Below are 13,955 nucleotides of genomic sequence, written 5' to 3'. Positions count from 1 at the left end.
CTCAGGGTTCCAGGCCCGCGGCCCCGGCCGCTTTCGGCCGACCGCGAATCAGCGATTCGGGGTGGCGACCCAGGTAATCGGCAAGGTCACGCAGCGAACGTGACATGCGCTCCAGTTCGTCCAGGGTCTCACCCATCCGTTCGCGCTGCGGCGAGTCTTCGGCAATCGCCGAGTTGGCCGTGCGCAGGGTCTTGTGCATCTCGTCCAGTGCTACTTGCACCTCCGGCAGCGTCTGGCCATTGAACTGCTTGAGGCTGGCACGCAGCTCGCGCAGGCTGCCATCGAGGTTGCTGGCGATGCTCTCCAAGGGCAGTTTGCTGATGCGCTCGACCACCCGTTGCAGCTGTTCCTGCAACTGTTCCAGGCTGCCGGGCAGGGTGGGAATGGTGATCGGGTCGGCGGTCTTGTCGAACGCGACCTTGGGCGCATCCGGGTAGAAGTCCAGGGAAATGAACATCTGCCCGGTGATCAGGTTGCCACTGCGGGCCTGGGCCCGCAGCCCATGTTCGACGAAGGTGCCGATCAGCCGCCGGGCGCCGTCCATGTCGCCTTCGCTGTGCTTGAACACCGCCAGCATCTTGCGGTGCACCGGCCCCAGGCGCTGCGGGTAGACCACGGCATCGACCACCACGGGGAAGGCCTGCCGGGCCGCATCGTAGTCGAGCTTGATCGACGTCACCCGGCCGAATTCCACTCCTTTGAACTCCACCGGTGCGCCCACCGACAGGCCGCGCATGGCCTGGTCGAAGCGCAACTGCAGGTATTGCGCCTGGCCATTGGGCGGTGCCAGGGCGGTGTCACGGTCGGCAAACAGCTGGAAGCGCGCCTGGTCGGCAGCGGGTTCGGCTTGCGGGGCGAAGTCGGGCGAGCCAAAGGCCAGCCCGCCCACCAGGATGGACGACAGTGACTCGGTATCGACCTTGAGGCCATTGGCACCGATCTGCATGTCGACCCCACTGGCATTCCAGAAACGCGTATCGGCGGTGACGAAACTGTCGTAAGGGGCCTGAACGAACACGCCGATCTCCACACCCTTGCCATCGCCTTGCAGGGCAAACGACACCACTTCGCCCACCGGGATCTTGCGGTAGTAGATCGATGAGCCAACATCCAGCGAGCCGAGGTCGCTGGCGGTCAGCACAAAGCGCTTGCCTTTTTCGTCATAGGTGATCGGTGGTGGCAGCTCCAGGCCGACAAACGACTTCTCCGGCACTTTCGACTCGCCGGCATCCGCACCGATGAAACTGCCCGAAAGCAGGGTGTCCACCCCGGAAACACCGCCCACCCCGATACGTGGCCGCACCACCCAGAAACGCGCGCCCTGGGTGGCGAAGGCACGGGCGTCATTGGACAACTGCACCTTGGCGACCACGCTCTTCTTGTCGTCGGCCAGGTCCACCGTGGTCACTTCGCCAATCACCACGCTGCGGTACTTGACCTGGGTCTTGTGTGCCACCAGCCCTTCCCCGGTGTGGAAGGCGATGGCAATCACCGGGCCCTGCTGCATCCAGTTGCGCACCACCAGCGACGCACCGATCAGGATCGCCACGATCGGCACGATCCATACCAGCGACACGTTCCAGCGCCGGGTGCGTACCTCGACCTGCCCGGCACCATCGTGGTTGTCAGTCTGCTGCCCCATCAATGCGGTCCCCCTCGTTGGCATGGCGATCCCAGATCAGGCGTGGATCGAAGCTCATCGCAGACAGCATGGTCAGGACCACCACCATGCCGAAGAACAGGATGCCCACCCGCGGCTCGATGGTGCCCAGGCCACGCAGCTGCACCAACGCCGCCACCAGCGCCACCACCATCACATCGAGCATCGACCAGTAGCCGATCAGCTCGACGAAGCGGTACAGCTGCGAGCGTTGCCGGCAGGCCCAGGTAGAACCGCACTGGGCGGTGTAGAGCAACAGGCCGAGCGAGAAGAACTTGATGGCCGGCACACCGACGCTGGCAATGAAAATGATCAGGGCGATGTCCCAGGCCCCGGCCTCCCAAAATTCCAGTACCCCACCGCCAATGGTGCTTTCGCTGCCACTGCCGAGCATCTCGGTGTGCATCACCGGCAGCAGGTTGGCGGGGATATAGAAAATCAGCGCAGCCAGCAGAAAGGCCCAGCCGCGGCCGATGGCGTTGCTCTTGCGCCGATGAATGGGCGCACCGCAGCGGCTGCAGGTGTGCGCGCCACTGCCCAGCGGGCAGGCCTGGCCACAGCCATGGCACAGGCACAAGCCCAGGTCATCGGCGCTGGCCGGGGTGTTCATGGCTGGTCCCACAGGTCGCGGATGTCCTTGCCGGCGACATGAATGATCAGCATGCTCAGTGCAGCCAGGGCCAACAGGCCGATGCCGGGGATCACTTCGAGCAAGCCGGCCAGCTTGATCACCGCCACCAGCGCCCCCAGCAGGCAGACCTCCAGCATGCTCCACGGCCGCAGGCCTTCCAGGCTGCGCATGCACAGGGCAAAGCCGGGCGCGCGCTGGCCAGCCAGGGCAAAACCCAGCAGCCAGCACAACAGCCCGATCTGCAGCACCGGTGCAACGATGATGGACAAGGCCATGACCAGGGCGATGAAGGTGATGCTGCCGTGGCTGAGGATCTGCACCGAGTCCCACAATGTCGCCGAATGGGTCAGCCCCTGCATGCCGATGGTCATCACCGGGTAGAAATTGGCGAACACCAGCAGTATGCCGCCCGTCACGCTCAGTGCCAGCCGCTGCTGCATGGTCAGCGAGGTGTACCGGTACAGCACGCCGCCACAGCGCTGGCACAGGGCGCGCTGATGCTTGAGCAGCGGCGCACGGTGATACACCGTGTCGCAGTATTCGCAGATGATCAGGTGCTGGGTCTGGCTCATGGTGCTTCCACGGGTAGCGGGATTCAGGCCGGGATGCGCAGGCGAACAATATTTGATATCCGGTTTAGCCCATCTGGGCAAAACTGCCATCCGCTCGGCCACGGCGAACTATTCTGAGAGTCGGGATCCCGCCCGTTGGAGGTGTCACATGCGTAGGTCGACGTGGAGTTACCTGTTGGTACTGCTGTGTGTGGCCCCGGCCGCCCTGGCGCAGTCGGTGGTGCCGCTCAAGGGCCAGAGCAGCCAGCAGATGCAGCTGGATATCAACGACTGCAACACCGTGGCGACCAACGCCGCGAACAGCGCCGCGACGCCCAACGATGCGCATGTCGGTGGCCGCGTGCGGGGTGCCGCCGCTGGTGCGGTTGCCGGTGCGGCGGGCGCGCAAGTGCGCGGTAACCAGCACGAAGCGCTGTATGACCGGGCCAGTGACGATGCCAAGCAGGCGTACCGGCAGAACCGGGCCGGCGAGGTGGCCGCCGCTGGTGCCGCCGTCGGCGGCATGCGCCAGCGCCAGGAGCGCCGCCAGGACCGCCGTGGCCAGGGCGAAGCGCAGGCACAAGCCCACGCCAGTGCCTACGCCGGTTGTCTGCAGGGGCGCGGCTATCAGGTCAACCCCTGAGCAGCCGGCATGCCCAGCCCCGGCAACAGGCGGCAGGGCGCGCCCGGGTCAGAATGTGGCCAGCTGTTCCCGGCAGAATTCGACGAACAACTGAGCCGGCTTGGTCAGTTGCACCCGTTTCAACCATGCCGCCGCCAGCCCGGACAACGCGACCGGCTCGGCGATATCCACCATCGCCAGGCGCTGGCCGTCGTAGGTATACGGTGAGTGCGGGCGCGTCACCAGCAAGGAAAAACCGAAGCCCTGCCCAACCATGCCGCGCACCATCTCGATCGACGGCGAACTGAAGACGATGTTCGGCGTCAGGCCCATTTCGTTGAACAGGCTGACGAAGTAGGTGCGGCTCGGGGCCACGTCCAGCAGGATCATCGGCTCGGGGCACAGGTCGCGCAGCGACACCTGGGCCTGGCCGGCAAAGCGATGCTGCTCGGGCAGCAGCACATAGGGCTTCTGCGGCGGCATCAGCGGTTCGGCTTCGATGGTGCCGTCGAGGTCGTGGTCGTAGAGAAATGCCAGGTCGAAGGTGCCAGCAGTCAGGCCCTGGATCAGGTCCTGCTGTTCGCCATCGCGCAAGCGGATGTCCACCCCCGGGTAGCGTTGGCGAAAGCCGGCAATCAGCCGCGGCAGGTACAGCGGGGCCACGGTTTCGAAACAGCCGATGTCAATCTGCCCGGCCACGGTGTCGTTATCGGCCAGGGCGTTCTGCTCGAACTCATGGGCCATCTGCAGCAGCGACTTGGTCTTGGCGTAGAAGCGTTTGCCACTCGGCGTCAGCGACACGCCCTGGGCGTGGTGGCGGATGAACAGCTGCACGCCGAAGCTTTCCTCCAGGCTCTTGATCGCCGTGGAGATGGACGGCTGGGCGATGTACAGCTGGCGCGAAGCCTCGGCGACGCTACCGGCCTCCACGGTGGTGACGAAATACTTGAGTTGTCGCAGGGTATAGGCAGCCACGGGTACCTCTTTGACGCCGGCCTCGGCGCACGGGAATCATGCCGACACTTTACCCTTGGTTACTGACTGATGGGCGACGGGTGATGAAGGATTTACCTATGGCTTGAACAGGTTTTCCGTGGGGGTAGCGCTGGTCAATTACCCCCAACCGTCTTTACTGATATTCATCGGCCCCAAGCATACGGTGTGTGTCTATGAAGATCGTGGTCACCAGCATTCTTGTCGACGACCAGGCCAAGGCCTTGGCCTTCTATCACTACGTACTGGGTTTCGAACCCAAGCACGACATCCCCATGGGCCGGCACCGCTGGCTGACCCTCACCTCCCCCAACGACCCCAACGGCGTCGAACTGCTGCTGGAACCCGACGCGCACCCGGCGGCCAAGGCCTACAAGGCGGCGCTCAAGCAGGACGGTATCCCTGCCACCTCGTTCGGCGTGCGCGACATCCAGGCCGAGTACACCCGGCTGTGCGCCGCAGGTGTGCAGTTCACACAGCCGCCCACCGCCCTGGGGCCGGTGACCGTGGCGGTGTTCGATGACACCTGTGGCAACCTGATCCAGATTGCCCAGAAGCACTAGGCTCTGTATGAAAAGTCTTGAGACGCAGGTCAGGCAAGGCGAAAACAGCCGAGGAAGCGGAGTGTACTGGAGTACATGAGCATTCCGAGGCTGTTTTCAACGCAGCATGAACAAGTATCAAGGCTTTTCGTACAGAGCCTAGCGGCTAGCCAGGCGCTACCGGCAGCCGCAGGGTCGCACGCAGCCCGTGCGGCAGCTGGTTGCGCAACTGCACGCTGCCGCCCAGGCGCGTCATGATGGTGCTGACGATCGACAGCCCCAGGCCGGCACCATTGGCCGAGCCCTTGCTGTAGAAACGCTCGAACACGCGTTGTTGGTCGGCCACGGCGATGCCCGGCCCTTCGTCGTCGACGCTGACCAATAGCGCCTGCCCTTCACGCTGCAGGGTCACGGTGATGCGCCCGCCCGGCGGCGAATGATCCACGGCATTGGTCACCAGGTTCTGCAAGGCGATGCCCAGCGCGCCGGCGTCGGTATGCAGCGGGTAGTCGCCAGCCGCGATCTCCAGCGAAGGCTCGAGCCCTCGCTCCAGTATCCACGGGGTCAGGTCGGCCAGGGTCTCGGCCACCAGCGCCTGCAGGTCGACCTGCGGCCAGTCACGCCGACCGGGTCGCGGCTCCAGGCGGGCCAGGGTCAACAGCTGGTTGACCACCCGGGCGAGGCGGTCGACACCGCCCATGAGAAAGCCCAGCGCCTTGTCCCGCTCGGCGCTGCTGGCAGCATTGAGGGCGTTCTGCGCATGCAGGCGCAGGACCGCCAGGGGCGTGCGCATCTCGTGGGCCGCATCGGCGATAAAGCGATGCTCGCGGCTCAGCAGGTCGCCGATCTGCCCGAGCAGGCGGTTGATTGCGGCCTGCATCGGTTCCAGTTCCTTCGGCAGTGGCACCAGTTGCAGGGGTTCGAGTGAGTCGGCGTGGCGAGCGCGGATGACCCTGGCCATGTTCTGCAGCGGCCGCAGCCCCCAGCCGATAGCCGCCCACACCAGCAGGGCCAGGGCCAGGCTGCCGAACAGGAATGGCAGCAGCGTATGCCGCACGATGCGCTCGACCAGGTCGATACGCACGTCGCTGCGTTCACCCACCCAGATCACCCAGCGCTTCTCCGGCACCGGCAGGACGAAGCTGCGCCAGCGTTGCGTACCCGCTAGCACATCGGCGAACCCTGGTGCCCGGGGCGGTTGCTGCAGCTGCGGGGCACTGGGCGTATGTACCAGCAAGGTGCCATCGTCGGCCCATACCTGGAAGGCCAGCTTGCTCTCGTACGGATGCCCGACCCGGTGCCGCCCGGCCTTGCTCAGCGCCTCATCGAAGGCGCGGTACAACTCGCCACGGCTCTGCTCCTGCACCGGCAGGCTCATGATGCCCTGCAGCAGCCGGGCATTCTGCGCCAGGTGGGCGTCGTACACCTCGGCGATTTCGTGGCGGCTGTCATGGTAGTTGTACAACGCCAGCAGACCGCTGCCGAGCAGCAACAGCAGCATCACCCGCCACAGGGTGCGTTGGCGCAGCGAGGTCATGCCTTGCCTTCCACCAGGTAACCGATCCCGCGCACGGTACGGATCAGCCCGTTGAAGAGCTTCTTGCGCAAATGGTAGATGTTCACTTCCAGGGTGTTGCTCTCGGGCTCTTCATCCCAGCCATACAGCAACTGGGTCAGGCGCTCGCGGGTGAATACCTTGCCCGGCTGCGCCAGCAGCTCGTGCAGCAGCAGGTATTCCTTGGGCGTGAGGACCACCTGCTGGCCCTGGTAGTGCACCTGTTGGGTGGCCGGGTCCAGGCACACCCCGGCGTGCTCGATGAGTAACCGCGCACGGCCGCTGCTGCGGCGCAGCAAGGCCCGCAGGCGGGCCTTGAGCTCGTTGAGGTCGAAGGGCTTTACCAGGTAGTCATCGGCACCGGCGTCCAACCCGGCGATACGGTCGTCGGTGGCGTCGCGCGCAGTCAACACCAGCACCGGCAGGCTGTTGCCGGCGGCGCGCAGGCGCCGCAACAGCTCGATGCCATCCAGGCGTGGCAAACCCAGGTCGAGAATGGCCAGGTCGAACGCCTCGTGACACAGCGCGTGCAAGGCGCTGGCGCCATCCTGCAGCCAGTCGAGGGTATAGCCCTCGCGGCGCAGGCCGTCACAGATCCCCTCCCCCAATGCAACGTCATCTTCCACCAGCAGCAGGCGCATGCTCAATCCTGTTTGTCCTTGATCGCTTTGAGTAAAGCATCGATTTCACCGCGCCGGCCCTGGTCAGCCAGTTCCCGGCCTGGCCGGGGCGGTGCCTGCAGGGCCTTTTGCAGGGCGGCGCGGGCTTCATCATAGCGCTTGAGCCGGTACAGATGGTCAGCCCAGAAGTAATTGCTGTCGATGCCGTCGGGGTTGATCGCCAGTGCCTGGCGCAGCAGGCCCTCGGCCTTGGCCTGGTCGCCGAAGCTCAGCGGCCAGCCTGGCACCTGGTCATACAGCGCGCCCAGGCTGGTGTAGGCCGAGCCCTGCAACGCCTTGGGGTCTGCGGCCAGGGCCTGTTCCAGGCTGGCGCGGGCGGCCTTGACCTTGCCCAGCGCCCCCAGCCCGCCGGTGGCACCCGCCCAGCTGCTGTTGACGATGCCGTCCCAGATCAATGGCTCGGCCGCGCCCGGGTGCTGACGCACCAGCGCTGCCGACTGTACCGCCAGGGCCTCGAACGCCCCGGCACGCTGGGCTTCGGGCAATTCATAGCGAATCACCGCCCAGCGCTGCTGAATGGCAGCGAGCTGCTGGGTACCATTCTGGTCAAGGGCCCAGGTGAATGGGGCGATGGCCAGCAGGCTGGCCAGTAACAGACGTTTCATTTGCTCGACTCCTTGTTGTGCCAGGTGCTGTAGCGGCGAATCAGCGGCAGTTGCTTGCGCAGGGCGCGGTCGACCACGCCCGGCAACATGCCGTTGAGGCGCACGAAGAGTTTTTCCGGCCAGCCCAGATACAGTTCGCTGCGCTCCGCCTGCACCGCGTCGAGCACCGCGCGGGCCACGTCCTGCGGGTCGTCGACACCGACCTTCAAGGCCTGGTTGAGCGCCTGCGCGGCACTGCTGTTCATCGCCGTGCGGGTGGTGCGCGGTGCCGCATACAGCACGTTGACCGAGGTGTCGGCCAGCTCGCGGCGCAGCGCTTCGGAAAAACCGCGCAAGGCGAACTTGCTGGCGCAGTAGGTGGCATAGCCGGGGTAACCGATCGAGCCATAGATCGACCCCACGTTGACCACCAGCGCACTGGGCTGCTCGCGCAGCAGCGGCAGGAACAGGCGGGTCAGCTGGATGGCGGCCTTGACGTTGAGATCGAACAGCTCGTCCAGGGCGGCTTCGTCCAGCTGTTCGAGCAGGGCGAAGCGGTTGACGCCGGCTGCGTTGATCAGCAGGTTGCAGTAGCCCAGCGCCCGGGCCGCTTCCAGCACATCGCGGCGGCCTTCGGCACTGCGCAGATCGGCTTGCTGCCAGTACAGCTGCTGCGGGTAGCGTGCCATCAGCTCGGCCAGCTTGCCCTTCTGCCGGCTGACCGCCAGCACCCGCGCACCGGCGCTGCACAACTGGTCTGCCAGTTCCAGGCCGATACCACCGCTGGCACCGGTGAGCACCGCCACGCAATCAGGCAGGCGCATGCTGGGCCTCCTGCTGCGCGGCATGCGGCAGCCCTTCGAACATCGCGGTGTACAGGCGATACACCACTTTGGCGGCGTGGATCACTGCCTGATGATCCTCGGGGTCCTCCAGGCGGTTCATCAGGCCACGGTAGGTGGCCATATGGTCCTGGTCCAGCGCGCCGTGGGAACTGAGGTAGCTGAACGCCCGGTCCGGCAGGCCGAGGCTACCCTGCAGGGTCCCGGCGGCCTGGGTCGCGAGGGCAATGCTGGTGCCTTCGAGGACGTTGACCATGCCGAACAGCCCGACCGGGTTGCCACGGGCGATCTGATCGTAGAGAAACGCCACCATCAGCTCGATCGGCAATGCCGGACGGCTACTCGCCACCTGCAGCGGGTCGCCCCCACAGGCGGCGATGTCATCGAGAATCCAGCGCTCATGGCCGTACTCCTCCTCGATGTACTCGCACACTGCGCCGCGCAGCCACTCCAGCCGCGTCGGCAAACGCGCTCCGCAGGCCATCATCAGCGGCACGGTATGCCGCACATGGTGGTAGGCCTGGGTCAGAAACGCCACATAGGCCTCGAGGCTGGCCTTGCCGGCCAGCGCGTCGCGGATGACCGGGACATTGAACAATGCCGTACGCTCGTCGGCGGTTTCCTGTTGCAGCCTATCGAAAAAAAACATGGCAAACCTCGTGGGTCATTGAAGGTCGGTTAACAAGCTGTGGTAGCACCGCAGGATCTGTTCGCGGCGCGGCCGGCCGTTGGCGGTCAGGGTTTGCCGGGCAGCGCTCAACGGTTCGGGCAGGCGCCGCCAGGCATGCACCCGGGCGTAGTCCGGCAGCCCGGCGTTGGCCTGGCGCACGGCTTGCTCGAGCGTGTGGTCATCGGCGAGCGGGTCCAGCGGCCAGAGCAGCGCCAGGTTGTGGGCCAGGCCTTCGCCGTAGACGAAGGCCTGGGCGATCACCCCGCCCTGGGTCAGCTCGGCCTCGACCCACTCGGGGTTGACGTTGCGCCCGAAGCTGGTGCTGTACTGGTGCTTCTTGCGCCCGGCCAGGAAGAGGAAACCGTCGTTGTCGAAGTGCCCGAGGTCACCGGTCGACAACCAGGGTGCGTTGAACGCGGGCTCACCCAGGTAGCCGAGCAATGCCGAGCCGGCCACCTGCACCTCGCCATCCTCGGCAATGCGTACCTGCACATGCGGCAGCGGCCGGCCGACACTGCCCGGGCGCCTGGCGCCGGGGCGGTTGAGGCACACTACCGAGGCACATTCGGACAAGCCGTAGCCTTCGAATACCGGTAGCCCGACTGCCTCGGCACGGGCCAGCAGGCTCGGCGCCACCCGTGCCCCGCCGACCGCCACGAAGCGCAACGGGCCTACCCGCATCAGGCCACGCTCGATGGCCGTGACCAGGCCGAGCAGCAGTTGTGGCACCAGAATCAGGCTCTCGGCGCCGCTCAAGGCAATGGCACCCAGCAGCTGCTTGAAGTCGACCTGGCTGGCGCCACGCAAACCCAGCTGCGCCTGCGGGTACAGGACAATGCTCGCCCCGGCCAACAGGGCCGCATACAGGCCGAGGTTTTCCAGCAGTACCGCCAGCGGCAACACTGCCAGGTACCTGGTCGGCGCTGTCGGGCGGCTGGCGGCCTCGAGTTCGCGCGCGACCCGCAGCATGGCCTCGGCGCTCAGGCAGACCCCCTTGGGTGCCCCGGTGCTGCCGGAGGTGTAGGTAATCTTTGCAGTGCCTGCGGGCAAGCTCACGCCCGCGCTCGGCGGGCGGCTCCAGAAGCGCTCGCCGGCAGTGAAGCCGCAGGCCTGCAGGTCGTCTGCGAAAGCCTCGTCGGCCAGCGCCAGCACCGCGCCACTCTGCGCCAGGCAATGGCGGCGCTGGGCACTGCTGAAGAACGCCGGCAGGATGACGATGGGGCGCGCTGCGAACAGCGCAGCCAAGTCCCAGAGCAGCGCGTGTGGCCCGTTTTCCAGGGCCAGGACGAAAGTGCCCGGCGGCTGCGCGCTCAGCCAGGCCTGGCGTTGTTCGACCTCATCCAGCAACTGGCGATAGGTGAAGCGCTCGGCAGCCCCCAGCAGCGCCGGTTGCGCCCCCCGGTGGCGGGCATGCAGTTGCAGCACTTCCTTGAACAGCTGGCATTCATGCGGCATGGCCAGCCTCCGGCACGCTGCTGGGCAACCCCAGTCGTTCGAACACACCGCCGCGGGCCAGGGCTGCATGACCGTAGCCGATGCTGCCGAGGTATACTTGCGGGTGCTGCGCGTAGTAACTGCCCCAGCTGTCGGCGTCGCCATTCAGCCGACCAGGATCGGCCATGGCCAATGCCGTGGGCACCAGGCCCAGGCGATGAAAGCTGTTGACCAGGGTCGCGGCGCCGGTAAAGGCCACCCATTGCAGGCCGCGGGTAGCCAGCAACCAGGTCACGGCGATGATCATGATCCGCGCGCTGCCGGCGCTGAGCGCCGCCAGGTTTCCCACTTCGACCAACTGCGCACGGCTCACCGGGTTGGCCGCCAGCCGGGTCACGGCGACCTCCAGCGGCTCATCCAGGTAACGCTCGATAAAGGTCGGGCCGGTGCTGGCCAGGCGGATACCAACGGCGGCCAGCAAGCGCCCGTGGCTGTCGTGCAGGCCGAGCAGTTCGGGCAGGTAATGCTGCACATCGGCATGGTGGGCGCAGGCAAAGCGGGCGTGAATGAACTGCTCCAGCTCGTCGCGCCCTGGCTCACCCGAAAGTTTCAGGCTCAAATGGGCGAGCCGGTCGCCGTGGCTACCGATCGCCAGCGGAAACAGGCTGGGGCTGTCTGCCTGGGTCATAGCTGTCCCCCTTCAAGTAGGTGTCGAGGGGGAGTATCGGCGGCAAATCTGAAGCCAATCTGAAGTGCTACAGTTGCCAGGGTCCGCAAGCGCACCCACAAGGAACAATAGAAAGATGCGCCACGAATTCAGCGAAGTGCTCAACGACCTGGTCGACTATTTTCTGCTTGGCGATATCCAGCTGCTCGAGCGCTTCAAGCTGCAACATGGCCTGCCCGACGACCTGGCCCACGCGTTCACCCACGGCGACAGTGGCGACCAGGCGGTACGCGAAGGCATCGTGCTGCCGCTGGCAGGGGTCGACAACCTGCCCTACCGCATTCTGTTCACCCTGGGCCACCACACCCCGGCCTTGCGTGAACCCGGCAGCCGCCTCAAGCACTGCCGCAACGGCTATGTGCTGCGGGTCGAACACGGTGTACTGATGCTGTACACCTGGCGCATCCTGCAACACTTCACCGCGAAGACACTCGGCGACCTGATGGCGCGCTACCAGGTACCGGGGCGCCCGATCATCGAACTGGACAATGGCTGGTATGACGTGGAGGTGCTGGCGGGCGCGCTGGTGCGTGACGGGCTCTATGAGCCGGCCTTCGAGTTCGTGTTGAAGAAGCGCTGGAGCCGGGGCGAGGCTGCCGGGGTGGATACCGGGTATGCCTTTGGGTTGCGTGGCTACTTCGACTGATGGGTTGACTATGCCGGCCTCTTCGCGGGCTTGCCCGCTCCCACAGGTAACTCACTGCCCTCAGGCACAGTGGTATCCCTGTGGGAGCGGGCAAGCCCGCGAAGAGGCCGCTACGGGTAGCCTCAACCTTCAGGCGTGATGGATATCCCGGTCCTTGGTCTCCGGCAGGAACAGGATGCCCAGCACCGCCGTCATCAACGCGATCACGATCGGGTACCACAAGCCATAGTAGATATCACCGGTCGCCGCCACCATGGCAAACGCCACGGTCGGCAGGAAACCGCCGAACCAGCCGTTGCCGATGTGGTAAGGCAGGGACATCGAGGTGTAGCGAATACGCGCCGGGAACAGCTCTACCAGCCAGGCGGCGATCGGCCCGTAGACCATGGTCACGTAGATCACCAGCAGGGTCAGCAACAACAGCACCATCGGGTAATGGATCTTCGCCGGGTCGGCCTTTTCCGGGTAGCCCGCTTCCTTCAATGCGCCGCTCAGGGTGGCGGTAAAGGCCTCGCTCTGCGCCTTGAAGTCGGCCGCTGCCAGGCGGCTGCCGTCAAAGCTTGGCAGTACCCGTTGACCGATGCGAATCTGCGCCACGCTGCCAGGCTCGGCCGCTTCGTTGGTATAGGGGATGGCCCGCTTGGCCAGCAGGCTCTTGGCAATATCGCACGAGCTGGTGAATCTGGCCTTGCCCACCGGGTCGAACTGGAACGCGCACTGGCCAGGGTCGGCCACCACTACCACCGGGTTCTGTTCCTGAGCGACAAACACGTCCGGGTTGCCGTACTGGGTCAGGGCCTTGAAGATCGGGAAGTAGGTCAGCGCGGCGATGATGCACCCGGCCATGATGATCTTCTTGCGGCCGATGCGGTCGGACAGGCTGCCGAAGAAGATGAAGAATGGCGTGCCGATCAGCAGCGAGCCGGCAATCAGCAGGTTGGCGGTCTGTGGCTCGATCTTGAGCATCTGCAACAGGAAGAACAACGCATAGAACTGCCCGGTGTACCACACCACCGCCTGCCCGGCAGTGCCGCCCAGCAGCGCCATGATCACCACCCGCAGGTTGTCCCAGCGGGCGAACGACTCGGTCAGCGGGGCCTTGGACGCCTTGCCCTCGGCCTTCATCTTCATGAACACCGGCGACTCGTTGAGCTGCATGCGGATGTACACCGAAATGGCCAGCAGCAGGATCGACAGCAGGAACGGCACGCGCCAGCCCCAGGCCTCGAACGCCTCGGTGCCCATGGCGGTACGGCAGGCCATGATCACCAGCAGCGACAGGAACAGGCCCAAGGTGGCAGTGGTCTGGATCCAGGCAGTGAAGAAGCCGCGTCGGCCCTTGGGCGCATGCTCGGCCACATAGGTGGCCGCGCCGCCGTACTCGCCGCCAAGCGCCAGCCCCTGCAGCAGGCGCAGGGTGATCAGGATGATCGGGGCCGCGACGCCGATGGTCGCGTAGCCGGGCAGCAGGCCGACCACCGCGGTGGACAGGCCCATGATCACGATGGTGATGAGAAAAGTGTACTTGCGCCCGATCAGGTCGCCCAGGCGGCCGAACACGATGGCGCCGAACGGGCGCACGGCAAAGCCTGCGGCAAAGGCCAACAGGGCAAAGATGAACGAGGTGGTTTCATTGACCCCGGCGAAGAAATGCTTGGCAATGATCGCCGCCAGTGAGCCGTACAGGTAGAAGTCGTACCATTCGAACACCGTGCCCAGGGACGAGGCGAAGATGACCTTGCGCTCCTCCCGCGTGATGCCGCGTTGGGGCGCACTACTGCCCGTGGATGTGCCGTCGAGAACCGCCATGGGGTGCCT

At 65.6% G+C, this 13,955-nt stretch carries 15 protein-coding genes; 3 read left to right on the top strand and 12 right to left on the bottom strand.

The annotated features are described in order from the left end of the window. Nucleotide 1 precedes the first annotated feature (1 nt). The 3 genes from ACJA3S_RS10755 to ACJA3S_RS10745 are packed head-to-tail and all read right to left on the bottom strand — an operon-like array spanning nucleotide 2 to nucleotide 2,863. Nucleotides 2-1,642 carry an intermembrane transport protein PqiB gene (locus tag ACJA3S_RS10755; protein ID WP_406821812.1) on the bottom strand — a complete coding sequence of 547 codons (1,641 nt, stop codon included), beginning with the start codon at nucleotides 1,640-1,642 and terminating at the stop codon, nucleotides 2-4. After that, nucleotides 1,626-2,270 carry a paraquat-inducible protein A gene (locus tag ACJA3S_RS10750; RefSeq protein ID WP_406821811.1) on the bottom strand — a complete coding sequence of 215 codons (645 nt, stop codon included), beginning with the start codon at nucleotides 2,268-2,270 and terminating at the stop codon, nucleotides 1,626-1,628. The genes ACJA3S_RS10755 and ACJA3S_RS10750 overlap by 17 nt, the downstream gene beginning before the upstream one ends. Next, nucleotides 2,267-2,863, bottom strand: coding sequence for a paraquat-inducible protein A (locus ACJA3S_RS10745; protein ID WP_406821810.1), 597 nt, complete (start codon nucleotides 2,861-2,863; stop codon nucleotides 2,267-2,269). The genes ACJA3S_RS10750 and ACJA3S_RS10745 overlap by 4 nt, the downstream gene beginning before the upstream one ends. Before the next feature lie 148 nt (nucleotides 2,864-3,011). On the opposite strand from ACJA3S_RS10745, the gene ACJA3S_RS10740 reads away from it, so the two are divergent. Then, on the top strand, nucleotides 3,012-3,485 hold the full coding sequence (locus tag ACJA3S_RS10740; RefSeq protein ID WP_406821809.1) for a hypothetical protein: 474 nt from the start codon (nucleotides 3,012-3,014) through the stop codon (nucleotides 3,483-3,485). Between the two features lie 48 nt (nucleotides 3,486-3,533). On the opposite strand, the gene ACJA3S_RS10735 is transcribed toward ACJA3S_RS10740, so the two are convergent. Continuing rightward, nucleotides 3,534-4,439, bottom strand: coding sequence for a LysR family transcriptional regulator (locus tag ACJA3S_RS10735; RefSeq protein WP_406821808.1), 906 nt, complete (start codon nucleotides 4,437-4,439; stop codon nucleotides 3,534-3,536). 194 nt (nucleotides 4,440-4,633) lie between these two features. Between ACJA3S_RS10735 and ACJA3S_RS10730 the strand changes: the two genes are divergently transcribed. Beyond that, complete coding sequence (locus ACJA3S_RS10730; protein WP_406821807.1) at nucleotides 4,634-5,020, top strand: VOC family protein; 387 nt, start codon at nucleotides 4,634-4,636, stop codon at nucleotides 5,018-5,020. A 145-nt stretch (nucleotides 5,021-5,165) separates the two neighbouring features. Here the strand turns inward: ACJA3S_RS10730 and ACJA3S_RS10725 are convergent, their stop codons facing one another. The 7 genes from ACJA3S_RS10725 to ACJA3S_RS10695 are packed head-to-tail and all read right to left on the bottom strand — an operon-like array spanning nucleotide 5,166 to nucleotide 11,452. Beyond that, the gene (locus ACJA3S_RS10725; RefSeq protein WP_406821806.1) at nucleotides 5,166-6,536 is read right to left on the bottom strand and encodes an ATP-binding protein; all 1,371 of its coding nucleotides are present in this window, start codon (nucleotides 6,534-6,536) and stop codon (nucleotides 5,166-5,168) included. Then, nucleotides 6,533-7,195: a response regulator gene (locus tag ACJA3S_RS10720; protein ID WP_170029455.1), complete on the bottom strand. Its 663-nt coding sequence runs from the start codon at nucleotides 7,193-7,195 to the stop codon at nucleotides 6,533-6,535. The genes ACJA3S_RS10725 and ACJA3S_RS10720 overlap by 4 nt, the downstream gene beginning before the upstream one ends. A 2-nt stretch (nucleotides 7,196-7,197) precedes the next feature. Continuing rightward, on the bottom strand, nucleotides 7,198-7,839 hold the full coding sequence (locus tag ACJA3S_RS10715) for a tetratricopeptide repeat protein (protein WP_170029454.1): 642 nt from the start codon (nucleotides 7,837-7,839) through the stop codon (nucleotides 7,198-7,200). Then, nucleotides 7,836-8,642: an SDR family oxidoreductase gene (locus ACJA3S_RS10710; RefSeq protein WP_170029453.1), complete on the bottom strand. Its 807-nt coding sequence runs from the start codon at nucleotides 8,640-8,642 to the stop codon at nucleotides 7,836-7,838. Before ACJA3S_RS10710 ends, ACJA3S_RS10715 begins: the two co-directional genes overlap by 4 nt. Further along, nucleotides 8,629-9,309, bottom strand: coding sequence for a TenA family transcriptional regulator (locus ACJA3S_RS10705; protein WP_406821805.1), 681 nt, complete (start codon nucleotides 9,307-9,309; stop codon nucleotides 8,629-8,631). Before ACJA3S_RS10705 ends, ACJA3S_RS10710 begins: the two co-directional genes overlap by 14 nt. Before the next feature lie 15 nt (nucleotides 9,310-9,324). Next, on the bottom strand, nucleotides 9,325-10,785 hold the full coding sequence (locus ACJA3S_RS10700) for an AMP-binding protein (protein ID WP_406821804.1): 1,461 nt from the start codon (nucleotides 10,783-10,785) through the stop codon (nucleotides 9,325-9,327). Continuing rightward, nucleotides 10,775-11,452 (bottom strand): thermostable hemolysin, encoded by a 678-nt coding sequence (locus tag ACJA3S_RS10695; RefSeq protein WP_406821803.1) that lies wholly within the window; start codon nucleotides 11,450-11,452, stop codon nucleotides 10,775-10,777. The genes ACJA3S_RS10700 and ACJA3S_RS10695 overlap by 11 nt, the downstream gene beginning before the upstream one ends. Nucleotides 11,453-11,567: 115 nt before the next feature. Here ACJA3S_RS10695 and ACJA3S_RS10690 point away from each other — a divergent pair, with 115 nt between their 5' ends. Then, nucleotides 11,568-12,137, top strand: a complete 570-nt coding sequence (locus tag ACJA3S_RS10690; RefSeq protein WP_406821802.1) for a hypothetical protein — start codon at nucleotides 11,568-11,570, stop codon at nucleotides 12,135-12,137. 129 nt (nucleotides 12,138-12,266) lie between these two features. Here the strand turns inward: ACJA3S_RS10690 and ACJA3S_RS10685 are convergent, their stop codons facing one another. Then, complete coding sequence (locus ACJA3S_RS10685; RefSeq protein WP_406821801.1) at nucleotides 12,267-13,946, bottom strand: MFS transporter; 1,680 nt, start codon at nucleotides 13,944-13,946, stop codon at nucleotides 12,267-12,269. Nucleotides 13,947-13,955 lie beyond the last annotated feature (9 nt).

It is taken from the genome of Pseudomonas sp. KnCO4 (genome assembly GCF_045344305.1).
Lineage (GTDB): Bacteria > Pseudomonadota > Gammaproteobacteria > Pseudomonadales > Pseudomonadaceae > Aquipseudomonas > Aquipseudomonas anuradhapurensis.
The sequence above is the reverse complement of the archived record's forward strand: the minus strand, read 5'-3'. Positions and strand labels throughout refer to the sequence as shown.